This is a genomic window from Streptomyces globisporus C-1027, assembly GCF_000261345.2.
Taxonomy (GTDB): Bacteria; Actinomycetota; Actinomycetes; order Streptomycetales; family Streptomycetaceae; genus Streptomyces; species Streptomyces pakalii.
In genome coordinates this window covers 5,769,775-5,784,922 of the sequence record NZ_CP013738.1, presented here as the reverse complement: position 1 = coordinate 5,784,922, position 15,148 = coordinate 5,769,775, and the positions used below count along the sequence as shown (strand labels likewise).

Annotated in this window: 14 protein-coding genes; 1 reads left to right on the top strand and 13 read right to left on the bottom strand. The window is 71.9% G+C overall.

What is annotated here, in order from left to right:
• Nucleotides 1–155 precede the first annotated feature (155 nt).
• The 10 genes from cimA to WQO_RS25520 all read right to left on the bottom strand — a co-directional run bounded on the left by cimA (nucleotide 156) and on the right by WQO_RS25520 (nucleotide 11,580).
• Nucleotides 156–1,763 (bottom strand): citramalate synthase, encoded by a 1,608-nt coding sequence (gene cimA / locus WQO_RS25560; protein WP_010056394.1) that lies wholly within the window; start codon nucleotides 1,761–1,763, stop codon nucleotides 156–158.
• A gap of 332 nt (nucleotides 1,764–2,095) precedes the next feature.
• Entirely contained in the window at nucleotides 2,096–2,695 is a 600-nt protein-coding gene (locus WQO_RS25555; RefSeq protein ID WP_010056396.1) for a TetR/AcrR family transcriptional regulator, read from the bottom strand.
• A 29-nt stretch (nucleotides 2,696–2,724) separates the two neighbouring features.
• Entirely contained in the window at nucleotides 2,725–3,756 is a 1,032-nt protein-coding gene (locus tag WQO_RS25550) for an agmatine deiminase family protein (protein ID WP_010056397.1), read from the bottom strand.
• A gap of 168 nt (nucleotides 3,757–3,924) precedes the next feature.
• Nucleotides 3,925–5,028, bottom strand: coding sequence for a branched-chain amino acid aminotransferase (locus tag WQO_RS25545; RefSeq protein ID WP_010056398.1), 1,104 nt, complete (start codon nucleotides 5,026–5,028; stop codon nucleotides 3,925–3,927).
• A gap of 255 nt (nucleotides 5,029–5,283) precedes the next feature.
• Nucleotides 5,284–6,327: a 3-isopropylmalate dehydrogenase gene (locus WQO_RS25540; protein WP_010056399.1), complete on the bottom strand. Its 1,044-nt coding sequence runs from the start codon at nucleotides 6,325–6,327 to the stop codon at nucleotides 5,284–5,286.
• Nucleotides 6,328–6,467: 140 nt separating this feature from the next.
• On the bottom strand, nucleotides 6,468–6,596 hold the full coding sequence (locus tag WQO_RS37170) for a hypothetical protein (RefSeq protein ID WP_010056400.1): 129 nt from the start codon (nucleotides 6,594–6,596) through the stop codon (nucleotides 6,468–6,470).
• A 340-nt stretch (nucleotides 6,597–6,936) separates the two neighbouring features.
• Nucleotides 6,937–7,485, bottom strand: coding sequence for a GNAT family N-acetyltransferase (locus tag WQO_RS25535; RefSeq protein WP_010056402.1), 549 nt, complete (start codon nucleotides 7,483–7,485; stop codon nucleotides 6,937–6,939).
• A 179-nt stretch (nucleotides 7,486–7,664) separates the two neighbouring features.
• The gene (locus WQO_RS25530) at nucleotides 7,665–8,732 is read right to left on the bottom strand and encodes a S1 family peptidase (RefSeq protein ID WP_058954099.1); all 1,068 of its coding nucleotides are present in this window, start codon (nucleotides 8,730–8,732) and stop codon (nucleotides 7,665–7,667) included.
• A gap of 236 nt (nucleotides 8,733–8,968) precedes the next feature.
• On the bottom strand, nucleotides 8,969–10,600 hold the full coding sequence (gene pruA / locus WQO_RS25525) for an L-glutamate gamma-semialdehyde dehydrogenase (RefSeq protein ID WP_010056405.1): 1,632 nt from the start codon (nucleotides 10,598–10,600) through the stop codon (nucleotides 8,969–8,971).
• A gap of 53 nt (nucleotides 10,601–10,653) precedes the next feature.
• Complete coding sequence (locus tag WQO_RS25520) at nucleotides 10,654–11,580, bottom strand: proline dehydrogenase family protein (protein WP_010056406.1); 927 nt, start codon at nucleotides 11,578–11,580, stop codon at nucleotides 10,654–10,656.
• A gap of 191 nt (nucleotides 11,581–11,771) precedes the next feature.
• On the opposite strand from WQO_RS25520, the gene WQO_RS25515 reads away from it, so the two are divergent.
• Complete coding sequence (locus WQO_RS25515) at nucleotides 11,772–12,920, top strand: PucR family transcriptional regulator (protein WP_010056407.1); 1,149 nt, start codon at nucleotides 11,772–11,774, stop codon at nucleotides 12,918–12,920.
• Nucleotides 12,921–12,932: 12 nt separating this feature from the next.
• On the opposite strand, the gene WQO_RS25510 is transcribed toward WQO_RS25515, so the two are convergent.
• The 3 genes from WQO_RS25510 to WQO_RS25500 form a co-directional block, all read right to left on the bottom strand.
• Nucleotides 12,933–13,715: an isoprenyl transferase gene (locus tag WQO_RS25510; protein WP_010056408.1), complete on the bottom strand. Its 783-nt coding sequence runs from the start codon at nucleotides 13,713–13,715 to the stop codon at nucleotides 12,933–12,935.
• Nucleotides 13,716–13,819: 104 nt separating this feature from the next.
• Nucleotides 13,820–14,350 carry a hypothetical protein gene (locus WQO_RS25505; protein ID WP_010056409.1) on the bottom strand — a complete coding sequence of 177 codons (531 nt, stop codon included), beginning with the start codon at nucleotides 14,348–14,350 and terminating at the stop codon, nucleotides 13,820–13,822.
• Nucleotides 14,347–15,045 carry a hypothetical protein gene (locus WQO_RS25500; protein WP_029181894.1) on the bottom strand — a complete coding sequence of 233 codons (699 nt, stop codon included), beginning with the start codon at nucleotides 15,043–15,045 and terminating at the stop codon, nucleotides 14,347–14,349. Before WQO_RS25500 ends, WQO_RS25505 begins: the two co-directional genes overlap by 4 nt.
• Nucleotides 15,046–15,148: the final 103 nt, after the last annotated feature.

Below are 15,148 nucleotides of genomic sequence, written 5' to 3'. Positions count from 1 at the left end.
TCACGTCGAGATTGGACGGGTCTCATCTGCCGGGCGGGCAGGCGGGGTTGTGCGTTCACTTCTTGAATGCCCAGGGAACGTACGAGAGCCGCCGCCCGGTGAGGGGCGGCGGCTCGGTGACGAAGGTGATGAGGTGACGAAGGGGTCGTGGGGGGCTACTCGGTGGGTTCGACGCCCGCGCGCAGCAGTCCGTAGGTGTACGCGTCCTCCAGGGCCTGCCAGGAGGCGGCGATGACGTTCTCGGCGACCCCCACGGTCGCCCAGTCGCCGGCGCCGTCGCCCGTGGTGATGAGGACGCGGGTGGTGGACTCGGTGCCGGTGCGGCCCTCCAGGATGCGGACCTTGTAGTCGATCAGCTCCAGCTTGGCGAGCTGCGGGTAGATCCGTTCCAGGGCGACGCGCAGCGCCCGGTCCAGGGCGTTGACCGGACCGTTCCCCTCAGCGGTCGCGACGATGCGCTCGCCCTTGGCCCAGAGCTTGACCGTGGCCTCGTTGGCGTGGGTGCCGTCGGGGCGGTCCTCGACGATCGCCCGCCAGGACTCGGTGCGGAAGTAGCGGCGGGCCCGGCCCTCGACCTCGCCGCGCAGCAGCAGTTCGAAGGAGGCGTCGGCGGCCTCGTAGGTGTAGCCCTGGAGTTCGCGTTCCTTGACCCGCTCGACGACCCGGCCGACCAGGGCGCGGTCGTCGCCGAGGTCGACGCCGAGCTCCTTGCCCTTCAGCTCGATGGAGGCGCGGCCCGCCATGTCGGAGACCAGCATCCGCATGGTGTTGCCGACCAGTTCGGGGTCGATGTGCTGGTACAGGTCCGGGTCGACCTTGATCGCGGAGGCGTGCAGCCCGGCCTTGTGGGCGAAGGCCGAGACGCCCACGTACGGCTGATGGGTGGAGGGGGTGAGGTTGACGACCTCGGCGATGGCGTGCGAGATCCGGGTCATCTCGGCGAGCGCGCCCTCGGGCAGCACCTTCATGCCGTACTTGAGTTCCAGGGCGGCGACGACGGGGAAGAGGTTGGCGTTGCCGACCCGCTCGCCGTAGCCGTTGGCCGTGCACTGGACGTGGGTGGCGCCCGCGTCGACGGCGGCCAGGGTGTTGGCGACGGCGCAGCCGGTGTCGTCCTGGGCGTGGATGCCGAGCCGGGCGCCGGTGTCGGCGATGACGGTGGAGACGACGGCCTGGATCTGGGCGGGGAGCATGCCGCCGTTGGTGTCGCAGAGGATGACGACCTCGGCGCCCGCCTCGTGTGCGGTGCGGACCACGGACTTGGCGTACGCGGCGTTGGCCCGGTAGCCGTCGAAGAAGTGCTCGCAGTCCACGAAGACCCGGCGGCCCTGCTCGCGCAGGTGGGAGACGGTGTCGCGGACCATCTCCAGGTTCTCCTCCAGGGTGGTGCGCAGGGCCAGTTCCACATGGCGGTCGTGGGACTTGGCGACCAGGGTGATCACCGGGGCGCCGGAGTTGAGGAGCGCCTTGACCTGCGGGTCGTCGGCCGCGCTGCCACCGGCTCTGCGGGTCGCGCCGAACGCCACGAGCTGTGCGTTCTCGAAGGCGATCTCCTTCTGGGCGCGGGCGAAGAACTCCGTGTCACGGGGGTTGGCCCCCGGCCAGCCGCCCTCGATGTACCCCACACCGAAGGTGTCCAGATGACGGGCGATGGTCAGCTTGTCGGCGACCGTCAGGTTGATGCCCTCACGCTGAGCACCGTCGCGCAGTGTGGTGTCGAAGACATGGAAACTGTCGTCGGTGGCGTTGGCCTTGGTGGTCATGCTGATCTGGCTCCTGTCGGATGAGTGGATCCGGACGATCGGGTTCCACTTGCCCCCATCATCCCGCTTGCCTCGTTCCGACCCGGGTGCGGGCCGGAAAACGAAAAAACCCCTCGCGGGTGCGAGAGGTCTGCGCGCGGGTCTGGGGCACGGTGGCCGTGCCGTACGGGGTGGTACGGGACGGTCACTGCGGACCGGCGCGCCTGCTGCCAATAATCATGACGAACGAGGACACGGCAGCAGTCTGGCACAGCACGGGCCGCCTGACGGCGGTGTCTCAGGATGCGGTCGTGACCCCGGTCGCATCTTCACACGGCGCCCGGGGACAGCGTCTACAGCGTCTCGTCCAGGAACTCCGCCGCCTGGGCGAGCACCTGCTCGCGCCCCGTCCCCGGGATCCCGACGGTGACGTGGATGCTGAACCCGTCCAGGAGCGCCCGCAGCCGGGCGGCGTACCGGTCGGCGTCCACCGGCCGGAACTCACCGCGCGAGATCCCCTCGGCGAGCAGCGCCACCAGGTCGCGGTGCCAGGCCCCCTCGATGGCGGACTGCCGGGCGCGGGCGTCGTCGTCGGCGTTCTGCGAGCGGCCCCAGACCTCCAGCCAGAGCGTCCAGTGGGGGTCGCGATGTCCGGCGGGGAGGTAGAGGCCGATGTACGCCTCCAGCCGTTCGCGGGCGCTCCCCGGCCGGTCGAGCAGGGCGCGGCGCTCCGCCCCGAGGCGGCTCTCGCTCCACTCCAGGGTCCGGAGCAGCAGTTCGTCCTTGGTGCGGAAGTAGTAGAGCAGGTGCCCGCTGCTCATCCCCACGTCCCGCCCGAGCCCGGCCATGGTCAGCCCGTCGAGCCCGCGCTCGGCGATGGTGGCCATGGCGGCGGCGAGGACGTCCTCCCGGGGCGGGGCGGCGTGATGGGTGCGACGGGGGGCGGGGGGCATGGCTTGGCTCGTACCTTCGGCTGCTGGGTTCAGATCTTCGGCTGCTGCTGGGTGATGCAGTGGATGCCTCCACCGCCGGCGAAGATCGTACGGGCGTCGACGAGGGTCACCGTACGGTCCGGGAAGAGGCCCCGGAAGATCGCGGCGGCCTCCTCGTCGCGCGGGTCGTCGAAGGCGCAGAGGACCACGCCGTCGTTGCAGAGGTAGTGGTTGATGTAGGAGTAGTCGACCCACTCGCCGTCCTCGTCGCGCAGCACGGTGGGCGCGGGCACCTCGACGACCTCCAGGGCGCGGCCCCTGGCGTCCGTGGCGGCGCGCAGGACGTCCAGCAGCTCCCGGGAGACCTCGTGGTCGGGGTGGGCCGGGTCGGGCTGGACGTGGACGAGGACGGTGCCCGGGCGGGCGAAGGCGGCGACGATGTCGACATGGCCGAGCGTGCCGTACGTCCCGTAGTCGCCGGTCAGCCCGCGGGGCAGCCAGATCGCCTTCTCGGTGCCCAGGCGGGCGTGGATCTCCGCCGCCACCTGCTCGCGGCTCCAGCCGGGGTTGCGCTCCTCGCCGAGCTGGACGGTCTCGGTGAGCAGGACGGTCCCCTCGCCGTCCACGTGGATCGCGCCGCCCTCGTTGACGAGCGGGGAGCTGTGGGCGGGTACGCCGGTGAGCTCGGCGACGGCCCGGGCGATGTGCTGGTCGTTCTCCCAGCGGGCCCAGTCCTGGGCGCCCCAGCCGTTGAACGTCCAGTCGACGGCGGCGAGGGTGCGGCCGTCGGTGACGAAGGTGGGGCCGATGTCCCGCATCCAGGCGTCGTCGAGCGGCCGCACGACCAGCTCGACGTCGGGCCCGAGCAGCGCCGCCGCCCCCTCCTCCTGACCCGGCCCGACCACCATCGTGACCGGCTCGAAGCGGCGTACGGCCCGGGCGACGGCGGCCCAGGCGCGGCGGGCCTCCGCCAGCTCGGCATCGGCGGCGAAGGTCGGGTTGGGCCCCGGCCAGGCCATCCAGGTGCGCTCGTGCGGGGCCCACTCGGGAGGCATACGGAAGGGGGCGGGGGCGGCGGGCATGAAGACTCCTGGTCCTGGGACGATGAGTTAGAGCGCCACTCTAACGCTTTCCCATGGCCCCTTCACAGGGGCTTTCGGCCTCGCTTAGAGTGGCGTTCAATATGCCGGGCACGGAAAAGGCCGCACCGGCTACGGAGCCGGTGCGGCCTTTGGGGGCCGGAGAATCCCCTAGCCGAGCGGGTGCATCCAGCCGTGGGTGTCCTCGACGACACCGCGCTGGATGTCGAGCAGGCGCTCCCGCAGCTTCATGGTGACCTCGCCGGGCTCGCCGCCGCTCTGGGTCCACTCGCCGCCCGCGGACTTCACCAGGCCGACGGGGGTGATGACGGCGGCGGTGCCGCAGGCGAAGACCTCCAGGAGGGTGCCGTCGGCGGAGTCGTCGCGCCACTGGTCGATGGAGACCCGGCCTTCCTCGGAGCCGTAACCGAGGTCCTGGGCGACCTTGAGGAGGGAGTCGCGGGTGACGCCGGCGAGCAGGGAGCCGGTGAGGGACGGGGTGACGATCTTCTTCGAGCCGTCCTCCTGGGCGTACACGAAGTAGAGGTTCATGCCGCCGAGCTCCTCGACCCACTTGTGCTCGACCGCGTCGAGGTAGGCGACCTGGGCGCAGCCGTGCTCGGCTGCCTCGGCCTGGGCGAGGAGGGAGGCGGCGTAGTTGCCGCCGGTCTTGGCGTCGCCCATGCCGCCGGGGACGGCGCGGACGCGGTTCTCGGAGAGCCAGATGGAGACCGGCTTCACGCCACCGGGGAAGTAGGCGCCGGCGGGCGAGGCGATGACGAGGAAGAGGTACTCGTTGGCCGGCTTCACACCGAGGCCGACCTCGGTGGCGATCATGAACGGGCGCAGGTAGAGGGACTCTTCGCCGCCGTGGGCCGGGACCCACGCCTTGTCCTGCTGGACCAGCGCGTCGCACGCCGCGATGAACGTCTCGACGGGCAGCTCGGGCATGGCGAGCCGGGCGGCCGAGCGCTGGAAGCGGCGGGCGTTGGCGTCGGGGCGGAAGGAGGCGACCGTGCCGTCGGGCTGGCGGTAGGCCTTGAGCCCCTCGAAGATCTCCTGCGCGTAGTGCAGGGTCATGTTGGCCGGGTCCAGCGACAGCGGGCCGTAGGGGACCAGCTGCGCGTCGTGCCAGCCGCGGCCCTCGGTCCAGCGGATGGTCACCATGTGATCGGTGAAGTGCCGGCCGAATCCGGGGCTGGCCAGGATCGCCGCGCGCTCCGCGTCGGACAGCGGGTTCGAGGAGGGCTTGAGCTCGATCGTGGGCGTCGTCATGAGTGCGTGTCCTTCACCGGTCTTGTGTGTGATGGACCGCGCTCACGCCACCTCGGCCCGACGTTTTCCGGTCAGGTCCTAGGACGTCCGAGCTTCACCGCGAGCCACGGCCCCGCGTTCGATTATCACTTGCGGGGGGCCGTGCACGAAATGGTGTGAATGCGGTCCAGAGGTCGATGGTGGCACCCGGGGGCCGCACAGGAGAAGCCGCCGGGCGCTGATGCGACCCGGCGGCTTCGAAGTGGAGTCGTCGGGTCAGCTCGCTACGCGTACCGCGAGGGCGTCGCCGATCTCGTCGGTCGTCCGCGCAGTGCCCCCGTCGCGCTCCGCGAGATCGGCGGAGACGGCGTCCTCGATGCGCGTGGCCTCGGTGTCGTAGCCGAGGTGACGCAGCAGGAGGGCGACGGAGAGGATCGTGGCGGTCGGGTCGGCCTTGCCCTGCCCGGCGATGTCGGGGGCGGAGCCGTGGACCGGCTCGAACATCGACGGGAACGCGCCCGTCGGGTTGATGTTGCCGGAGGCGGCCAGGCCGATTCCGCCGGTGACGGCGGCGGCCAGGTCGGTGAGGATGTCGCCGAAGAGGTTGTCGGTGACGATGACGTCGAAGCGCTCCGGCTGGGTGACGAAGAAGATCGTCGCGGCGTCGACGTGCAGGTAGTCGGTGCTGACCTGCGGGTATTCGGCGGCGACCCGGTCGAAGGTGTTCTTCCACAGGTGGCCGGCGTAGACGAGGACGTTGTTCTTGTGGACCAGCGTCAGCTTCTTGCGGGGCCGGGCGGCCGCGCGCTCGAAGGCGTCCCGGACCACACGCTCGACGCCGTAGGCCGTGTTGACGCTGACCTCGGTGGCGACCTCGGCGGGGGTGCCGGTGCGCAGCGAGCCGCCGTTGCCGGTGTACGGGCCCTCGGTGCCCTCGCGGACGACGACGAAGTCGATGTCGGGGCGGCCGGCGAGCGGGGTCGCGGTGTTCGGGAAGAGCTTGGAGGGGCGCAGGTTGATGAAGTGGTCGAAGGCGAAACGCAGCTTCAACAGCAGCCCGCGCTCCAGGACGCCCGACGGCACGGACGGGTCGCCGATCGCGCCGAGGAGGATGGCGTCGTGGTTCTTGAGGGCTTCCAGCTCCGCGTCCGGGAGGGTGTCGCCGGTGCGGTGCCAGCGCTGGGCGCCGAGGTCGTACTCCTTGGTCTCCAGCTTCACATCCTGCGGGAGGACAGCGTTGAGGACCTTGAGGCCCTGGGCCACGACTTCCTGGCCGATTCCGTCACCGGGGATCACTGCGAGATCGATGCTGCGAGACATGCCGGGAGCCTAACGGTGCGTCCCACCCCATGACATCCGACGTCCACCATATGGACGGACGCACGGATGTTCGGGGTGGGGTGGGTGGTGCGGCGGGACGGCCGGAAACGGGCCGGCGCAACGGCTGCGGAGGCGGCGGCTCAGTGGCCGGTCTCGCCGCCGTTGTCGCGGCGGTCCAGGGCGCGCTGGAGGGCGGCGGCGGCGTTGCGGCGCTCGGCCTCGGCCTGGCGGGAGGTGTGACGGACGCGGCGGACAGTGGTCTCGGCCATGATGGATCGACTCCTTGAGATTCCTGAGATCGCGTGGCACCGGCACGGGCGGCACAGCGCCGCGCGGTGGTGGGGAACGGGATCGGATTTCGAGGTGCCGGAAGGGGCGGGGAGCGTACGCGGCAGGGGTTGCCTGCTTCGGGCGTGCGCCACCATCCGCCGGTCGCTCGATCGAGCGATGCGTTCGGCTTCTACCAAGTTAGGACAGTCGGGCCGTCCTGTCTCCACAGTTAGTCGGACTTCCTACTATCTGAGACGGCCTCTTGGATCAGTGCAGGTCACAGCCCTGGAGGCAGTCCGTCCGCGAGCGGCCCCCGTCAGCTCCGAGCGGCCCGTCGGCTCAGAGGAGGTCGCCGTTCCGCCAGTCGAAGGCCAACGCGTGGACGGGAGCGGGCAGGGGGTGTCCGGCCGCCGGGCGGACGTAGGTGCTGCCCTCCTCCTCCGGGAGCGGGAGCGGGCCGTCCGGGCCGAGGGCGGTGAGCCGGCCCGGCCAGATCTGCCAGCCGCGCGCGGCGTACAGGGCCGCGCCCGCGTCGGAGGCGGAGAGGGCCCCGAAGTCGTGGGCCGCGTCGATGACGTGCTCCAGGTCGGCCATGATCCGGTGGCCGAGGCCGCCCCGGCGGTGATCGGCGCGGACGGCGACGCCTTCGACGTAACCGGCGCGGTAGGAGCGGTCCGCGTGCAGGACGCGGCGCTGGACGACGGAGCCGTGGGCGATCAGGTGGCCGTCCGGGTCCCGGATCAGGGCGTGCACGCCGCCGAGGGTGTGCTCCCAGTCCTCGTCGGCGAAGTCGCCCTCGAAGGCGGCGTCGAGCAGGTCGCGGATCTCCGCGCGCTCGGCGGCGGTCAGCTCGAAGGTGGGGGCGGTGCGCACGGCGGGCTCGGTCATGGGGCCCATCCTCGCGCGCGGGGGCGGCCGCCCGCACACGGATAACCCGCCCGGACCGGGGGCACGGCGGTCCGGGCGGGTATCGGTTCGCTGCGGTAAGGGAGCGCCGGTGGCTCAGTGCACCGTCACGCCGTACGGGGCGCGGCTCGGCCGCCCCTCACCGCCGTACGGGGCGTGGCTCAGTACACCGTCACGCCGTACGCGGAGAGCGCCTCGGTGACCGGCTGGTGGATGGCCGAGCCCGCGGTGCCCGAGCAGCCGGAGCTGCCGGAGTGGATGCCGAGGGCGACGGATCCGGCGAAGTGCGCGCCGCCGCTGTCGCCGCCGGCCGAGCAGGCGGTGGTGCGGACCATGTTGTAGACGGGCCCGTCACCGTAGTTGACGGTGACGTTGACCGCGGTGACCGTGCCGGAGGTCACCTTGGTCGTGGAGCCGCTCTTCTGGATGGCCTGGCCGACGACGGCGTTGGCGGCGGAGGTGATGTCGCGGGTGGAGCCGTTGTAGAGGTCGACGGTTCCGGCGGGCGAGGAGCCGTCGGTGTAGCGGACGATGCCGTAGTCGTTGGTCGGGAAGCTGGTGCCCTCCCGGACGCCGATGACCGAACCGCCGGAGCTGGCCGACCAGTTGGCGGAGATGTTGGTGCAGTGACCAGCGGTCACGAAGTAACGGGCCCCGCCCTTGGTGACGTTGAAGGCGGCCGAGCAGCGGCTGCCGCCGCCGTAGATCGCGCCGCCGCCGAGCACCTCACGGTGGAACTCCCCGGGGACGCGCTTGATGGCGACCGCGCCGTCGAGCCGTTCGGCGACGGCTTCGAGGCGGGCCATGTCGCGGGCGGAGACGGAGGAGTCGGCCTCGACGGCGACCCGGTTGGTGCGCGGGTCGATCCCCCAGGAGGTACCGGTGATCTTCGCCTCGGCCTCCAGGGTCTCCATGGCGGCGTCGAGCTGGGCGGCGCTGCGGGCCACCCGGCGGACAGTGGCGCCGGCGGCCCGGGCCTGCTCCTCGGCCCGGTCGGTGGTGACGGTGACGACCAGCTTCCCGGTCTTCGCGTCGAGGTAGGTTCCGGCGGTGGCGGTGCCGAGCGCGCGGTCGACCTGGGCGTCGAGGGCGTACGCGGACGGGGCGGGGATCGCCGAGGGGGCGGCGGCCGGGGTGCCGGCGGCGGTGGAGGGGGCGGCTCCGAGGCCGAGGGCGCCGACGACGAGCAGCAGGGAAACGCCGATGCGCGCGCGGGAGTTGCGTCTCATGGGGGAACTCCTTCTCGGGTGACGTGTGGGGACGTACCGAGAAGGAATTTGACATGCCCATTACCTAAACCACAAGACCGCGTGACCCGGGACCGCGCCGAAGGCCCCGTACGCGGGCGCGCACATGGAAACCGCCCCCCGGCCGGCAGGGGGGCCGGTCGGGGGGCGGTGCTCTGCGGGGGCCCTCGGAAGGACCCCGGGTCCGGGGCGCCGTGCTGCGGTGCCCCGGGAGGGCGTCAGCCCTGGTGGGGGTAGGTGTAGTCGGTCGGCGGGACCAGCGTCTCCTTGATGGCCCGGGTCAGGGTCCAGCGCTGGAGGTTCTGCGGGGCGCCCGCCTTGTCGTTGGTGCCGGAGGCACGGCCGCCGCCGAAGGGCTGCTGGCCGACGACGGCGCCGGTCGACTTGTCGTTGATGTAGAAGTTGCCCGCGGCGTAGCGGAGCTTGTCCATCGTGTACGCGGCGGCCGCGCGGTCGCCCGCGATGACCGAGCCGGTCAGCGCGTAGTCGGAGACGGACTCCATCTGCGCGAGCATGGCGTCGTAGTCCTCGTCCTCGTACACGTGGATGGCGAGGATCGGGCCGAAGTACTCGGTCGTGAAGACCTCGTTCTCGGGGTCGGTGCACACGATGACGGTCGGGCGGACGAAGTAGCCCACCGAGTCGTCGTAGGTGCCGCCCGCGATGACCGTGCAGGTCGGGTCGGACTTGGCGCGGTCGATCGCGGCCTTGTTCTTGGCGAACGAGCGGTCGTCGATGACGGCCCCGATGAAGTTGCTCAGGTCGGTGACGTCACCCATCGTGATGCCGTCGACCTCGGCCGCGAACTCCTCCTTGAAACCGGAGTTCCAGATGGAGGCGGGGACGTACGCCCGCGAGGAAGCGGAGCACTTCTGGCCCTGGAACTCGAAGGAGCCACGGGTCAGCGCGGTCTTCAGGATGGCGCGGTCGGCGCTGGGGTGCGCGACGACGAAGTCCTTGCCGCCGGTCTCGCCGACGAGCCGCGGGTAGGTGCGGTAGTTGGCGATGTTGTTGCCGACCGTCTTCCACAGGTGCTGGAAGGTGGGGGTCGAGCCGGTGAAGTGGATACCGGCCAGGTCGCGGTGGTTCAGCGCCACCTCGGAGACGGCGATGCCGTCGCCGGTGACCAGGTTGATGACGCCCTTGGGCAGCCCGGCCTCTTCCAGGAGCTGCATCAGCAGCACGGCGGCGTGGGTCTGCGTCGGGGACGGCTTCCACACCACGACGTTGCCCATGAGGGCGGGGGCGGTGGGGAGGTTGCCCGCGATGGCTGTGAAGTTGAAGGGCGTGATCGCGTAGACGAAGCCCTCCAGCGGGCGGTGGTCCATGCGGTTCCAGACGCCCGGGGAGTTGGCCGGGGGCTGCTCGGCGAGGATCTGGCGCGCGTAGTGCACGTTGAAGCGCCAGAAGTCGATGAGCTCGCAGGGGGTGTCGATCTCGGCCTGCTGAGCGGTCTTGGACTGGCCCAGCATGGTGGAGGCGGCCAGCGTCTCGCGCCAGGGGCCCGACAGCAGCTCGGCGGCGCGCAGGATGATCGCGGCGCGGTCGTCGAAGGACATCGCGCGCCAGGCCGGAGCGGCGGCGAGGGCCGCGTCGATGGCGTCCTGGGCGTCCTGCTCGGTGGCGCCGGCGAAGGTGCCGATGACGGCCTGGTGGTTGTGCGGCTGTACGACGTTGACCCGCTCGCCGCCGCCCATCCGCTTCTCGCCGCCGATGGTCATCGGCAGGTCGATCGGGTTGTCGGCGAGCTCCTTGAGCTTCACCTCCAGGCGGGCGCGCTCCGGGGATCCGGGCGCGTAGGAGTGGACCGGCTCGTTGACCGGCGCGGGGACCTGGGTGACGGCGTCCATGAGTGCCTTGTCTCCTTGATGTCGGCGGGGGTGTGGGTCGGCCCGGGGGCCGCTCAGCCCTTGGTGAGGATCGAGCGGCCGAAGAACAGCAGGTTGGCCGGCTTCTCCGCGAGGCGGCGCATGAAGTATCCGTACCAGTCGGTGCCGTACGCCGTGTAGACGCGCATCCGGTGGCCCTCGGCCGCGAGCCGGACGTGCTCGTCGCTGCGGATGCCGTACAGCATCTGGAACTCGTACTCGTCCAGTTTGCGCCCGGCCTGGCGGCCGAGCTCCTGGGCGATGGCGATGAGACGGGGGTCGTGCGACCCGATCATCGGGTAGCCCTCGCCCTCCATCAGGATCCGGGTGATGCGGACGTACGCCTTGTCGATCTCGGCCTTGTCCTGGTACGCGACGGAGGCGGGCTCCTTGTAGGCGCCCTTCACGATGCGGACGCGGCTGCCGGCCTCGGCCAGGCGGCGGGCGTCGTCCTCGGTGCGGAAGAGGTAGGACTGGATGACGCAGCCGGTCTGCGGGAAGTCCTTCCGCAGCTCCTCGTGGATGGCGAACATCGAGTCGAGGGTCGTGTGGTCCTCGGCGTCCAGGGTGACCGTGGTGCCGATGGCGGCGGCCGCCTCGACGACCGGGCGGACGTTGGCGAGGGCCAGCTCGTGGCCGTTCTCCAGCGCCTGGCCGAACATCGACAGCTTGACGGACATCTCGGCGCGCGGGCCCAGGTCCAGGACCTTCAGGCGCTCGACGAGCTCCAGGTAGGCGTCGCGGGCGGCCTCGGCCTGCGCGGGGGTGGTGATGTCCTCGCCGACGACGTCGAGCGTGACCTCCAGGCCCTTGTCCGCGGCGTCCTCGACGATCGGGACGACCTGGTCGACGGTCTCGCCGGCGATGAAGCGGTCGACGACCTGCTTGGTGCCGGGCGCGGCCGAGATGAACCGGCGCATCTTGTCGCTGCGCGATGCGGCGAGAATCACGGGACCCAGCACGGGGCACCTCCACGAATGTACGGACGAGGGGCCGTAACGGTACGAACATGAACGAACCGGTACGGCACGGATAACCACTGTGAAATCTAGGTACCCCGTGCGGGCTGTGCCATCGACACCTGTCACGCATCCGTGGCCGCCATCTCAGACATCTGTATGAGGAAAGCCGCGCGGAGGTGCAGAATGGCGGAGTGACAGGCGATTACCAGGAACTGGTCGACGAGATCTCCTCCCTCCTCGACGCTCCGGCCACCCTGGAGAACCGGGACTTCGGCCTGGTCGCCTTCGGAGCCCACGACAGCGACGACGACAGCGCGATGGACCCGGTCCGCACCCGCTCGATCCTGACCCGCCGCTCCACCCCCGCCGTCCGCGCCTGGTTCGAGGGGTTCGGCATCACCCGGGCCACCGGGCCCGTCCGGATCCCCGCCGCGCCCGAGGCCGGGGTGTTCCGGGACCGCATCTGCCTTCCGGTACGCCATCGGGGTGTCGTCCTCGGTTACGTCTGGCTGCTCGACGCGGACCCGGGCCCGACCGACGAGCAGCTGGCCGCCGCGATGGAGGTGGCCGCACGGATCGGGGCACTCCTCTTCGACGAGGCGCGGGCGGGCGCGGACCTCTCACGGGAGTTCGGCGCGGTGCTCACGGCGGGCCCCGGCCGGCAGCACGACACCGCCGTCGCCGCGCTCGGCGAGGCCCTGGGCCGGGACGCGGAGGGGCTGCACACGGTGGTGTGCGTGACGCCGTGGGCGGAGGACACGCCGTCGGTACGGGGCGTGGCGTCGGCGGCCGCGCTGGCGACGGTCCCCGTGCCGGGGGCCGCCGGGCCCCTGTCGCTGGCCGCGCTCGTCCGACTGCGCTCGCCGGACCGCCCGGACCCCGCCCTGAGCGCGGCGGACCGGTTGCGCGCGGGCGCGGACCCCGCCGTCACCGGGGGGATCGCCACGCCGCGCCGGGGCCTGGACCAGCTGACGGTCTCCTGGCGCGAGGCCACGGCGGCGGCCCGCGCGGCCCGGGCCGAGCCCCGTCTCGGCCCCGTGGCGCAGTGGTCGTCGATCGGCCCGTACCGCCTGCTGACCGCGCTCCCGGGCACCGGCAACGACCCCGGCGACCCGGCGATCGCCTCGCTGCTGACCCCGTTGCACCGGGAGCTGGCGCACACCGCCGAGGTGTTCCTGGACTGCGCGGGCCAGGCGAGCCGGACGGCCGCCGCCCTGGGCATCCACCGCCAGACGCTCTACTACCGGCTCTCCCGGATCCAGCAGATCACCGGCCTCGACCTGAACGACGGGGAGGACCGGCTGCTGCTGCACATGGCGGTGAAGCGGGCCCGGCTGTAGGGCCTGGACCGCTCACTTGCCGAAGCGGCGCTCCCGGTTGGCGTACGAGCGCAGCGCGCGCAGGAAGTCCACGTGCCGGAACGCCGGCCAGTAGCAGTCCACCCAGTGCATCTCGGCGTACGCGGACTGCCAGAGCAGGAAGCCGGACAGGCGCTGTTCGCCGGAGGTGCGGATGATGAAGTCGGTGTGGTCGGCGACGGGTGAGTAGAGGTGCCGGGAGATGTCGTCGATCCCGAACCGGGCGACCAGTTCGGCCGGGTCGCCGCCGGCCGCGATGTGCTCCTCGAAGGCGCTCTTCACGGCGTCGACGATCTCGCGCCGGCCGCCGTAGCCGACCGCCACGTCCACCTTGAGGCCGCCGCGCCCGGCCGTGGCGGCGGTGGCCTCCTTGAGCACCCGGGCGCTGGTGCCGGGCAGCATGTCGAGCGAGCCGATCGCCCGGACCTCCCAGTCCCGGCCCTCGGCCGTGATGTCCCGGACGGTCTCCTCGATGACCTCGATCAGCGGGCCGAGTTCCTCGGCGGGGCGGCCCAGGTTGTCGTCGGAGAGCATGAAGAGGGTCACGTGCTCGATCCCGGCGGCCGTGCACCAGCCCAGGAACGTGGTCACCTTGGCACCGCCCGCCCGGTAGCCCTCCCGGACGTCCGTGTGCCCGGCCTTGCGGGCCCAGCGCCGGTTGCCGTCGACCATGATCCCGACGTGCTGGGGGCGCGGCAGGCCCACCAGGCCGGCGGCGAGCCGGCGCTCGTACACCGCTTCGATCGGCCGCCGGATGAACAGGGGAAGCAGTTTCATGAACCTTCTCCAGCACGGGACAGCTCACGGGAGCGCTGATGTCGACGGACCATATCAGCGGCTCCGGCCCGCGCCTGCCGGCATCGGGCGGAGCCGGACGGGCCTCACAACGGCCCGTCGAAGGGTGCCGGTTCGGGGACCGGGCGGTCGCTGACCAGGGCGGCCAGCACGAACGGCGCGTCCCCGTCACTGTGGCCGACGATCAGGCCGATCCACCGGCCGCCCGGATCGACGGGGCCCCAGACCTCCAGGTCCCCGTACAGGTCTTCGGAGAACAGCGCCTCGAACAGCGGCTCCACCGTCGATCCGCCCTGCCGGCGCATCAGCGGCCCGTCCAGCCGCACCGTGCGGTGCGGCCCCCAGCGTGCGTCCAACGCCCGGGCCAGCTCGGCGAGATGGGACGCGGCGGCCTCCTCGGCGTCGTTCCACTCGGGGGCGTACACACCGGTGAGCGGGTCGCCCTCCCAGAGCGGGACGATCCGGAAGCCCGCCCCGGTGGTGACCGTCCACTCCTCGGTGACCGGGTCGCCCACGGCGGTGGTGGGGCCGTCGGCCGGTACGGGAGCGGTGAGCAGCTCGGTCACCTCGGCCGCCGCACGGTCCGTGTCGAAGGGCTCGCCCGCCCGGGAGGTCACAGCACCGCCCGGTCCATCGGGCGGGGCAGCGGCGCCAGGGCTCCCGCCTCGCGGAGCCGTTCGTACACCCGCACCACGGTCGCGCTGTCGCCCGGAGCCGCGATACTCAGCAACTCCCCGCCGCCGGGGAGGGGTTCGCGTACCGTCTCCAGGTCGTCAGGGACGAGGGCGGCGCGGGCCGGGGACAGGTAGCCGGTGCGACCGACGAGGGGGTCGCCGACGGAGTAGCCGGCGTCGTCCTCCAGTGCGTCCAGCACGTCGTCGTCGCTCACATCGCCGAAGTCCGGCTCCCAGACCCGGGCGACGAGGGTGAGCAGGGCCTCCTCGGGGACCACGGCCTCGTCCGGGGCGTGCAGGATGATCGCGAGCGACTGGAGCAGGAACTCCGGCGCGCCCCCGGCCAGTCCGCTGACCTCGGCCTGCCAGCCGGGCGCGCCGGTACCGACGAGCCGCAGCCCGGTGCCGGTGAGATCCGACCAGTCGGTCGCGCTCTGGGCGGTGCGGAGCGCGCCGAGCAGGGCGTCCCGGTCGGTGGTGAATGCGGTGGCGGGCCCGTTCCCGTGGACCTGGCTCCAGGCGTCGGCCGCCTGCGGGACCAGTTCGGCCAGCCCGTCGAGGGTCCGCAGCCATCGGCCGGCCACCGCCTCGACCGGCTCCGGCCGGGGACCCCAGAAGCCCCGCACTACACGTCGCATGCTCGTCTCTCCTCCGTCGGCCTGCCCGCTGCACGCGGCTCCCCCGGCCGGCCGGCGGCCGGGGATCACCACGCGTTGCAGGCTACTCGGCCCGACGCCCCCG

Bases quoted from the DNA above. Each gene is read 5' to 3' on its own strand.
- cimA (WP_010056394.1), bottom strand. From the start codon at position 1,763: ATGACCACCAAGGCCAACGCCACCGACGACAGTTTCCATGTCTTCGAC.
- WQO_RS25555 (WP_010056396.1), bottom strand. From the start codon at position 2,695: ATGCCCCCCGCCCCCCGTCGCACCCATCACGCCGCCCCGCCCCGGGAG.
- WQO_RS25550 (WP_010056397.1), bottom strand. From the start codon at position 3,756: ATGCCCGCCGCCCCCGCCCCCTTCCGTATGCCTCCCGAGTGGGCCCCG.
- WQO_RS25545 (WP_010056398.1), bottom strand. From the start codon at position 5,028: ATGACGACGCCCACGATCGAGCTCAAGCCCTCCTCGAACCCGCTGTCC.
- WQO_RS25540 (WP_010056399.1), bottom strand. From the start codon at position 6,327: ATGTCTCGCAGCATCGATCTCGCAGTGATCCCCGGTGACGGAATCGGC.
- WQO_RS37170 (WP_010056400.1), bottom strand. From the start codon at position 6,596: ATGGCCGAGACCACTGTCCGCCGCGTCCGTCACACCTCCCGCCAGGCC.
- WQO_RS25535 (WP_010056402.1), bottom strand. From the start codon at position 7,485: ATGACCGAGCCCGCCGTGCGCACCGCCCCCACCTTCGAGCTGACCGCC.
- WQO_RS25530 (WP_058954099.1), bottom strand. From the start codon at position 8,732: ATGAGACGCAACTCCCGCGCGCGCATCGGCGTTTCCCTGCTGCTCGTC.
- pruA (WP_010056405.1), bottom strand. From the start codon at position 10,600: ATGGACGCCGTCACCCAGGTCCCCGCGCCGGTCAACGAGCCGGTCCAC.
- WQO_RS25510 (WP_010056408.1), bottom strand. From the start codon at position 13,715: ATGAAACTGCTTCCCCTGTTCATCCGGCGGCCGATCGAAGCGGTGTAC.
- WQO_RS25500 (WP_029181894.1), bottom strand. From the start codon at position 15,045: ATGCGACGTGTAGTGCGGGGCTTCTGGGGTCCCCGGCCGGAGCCGGTC.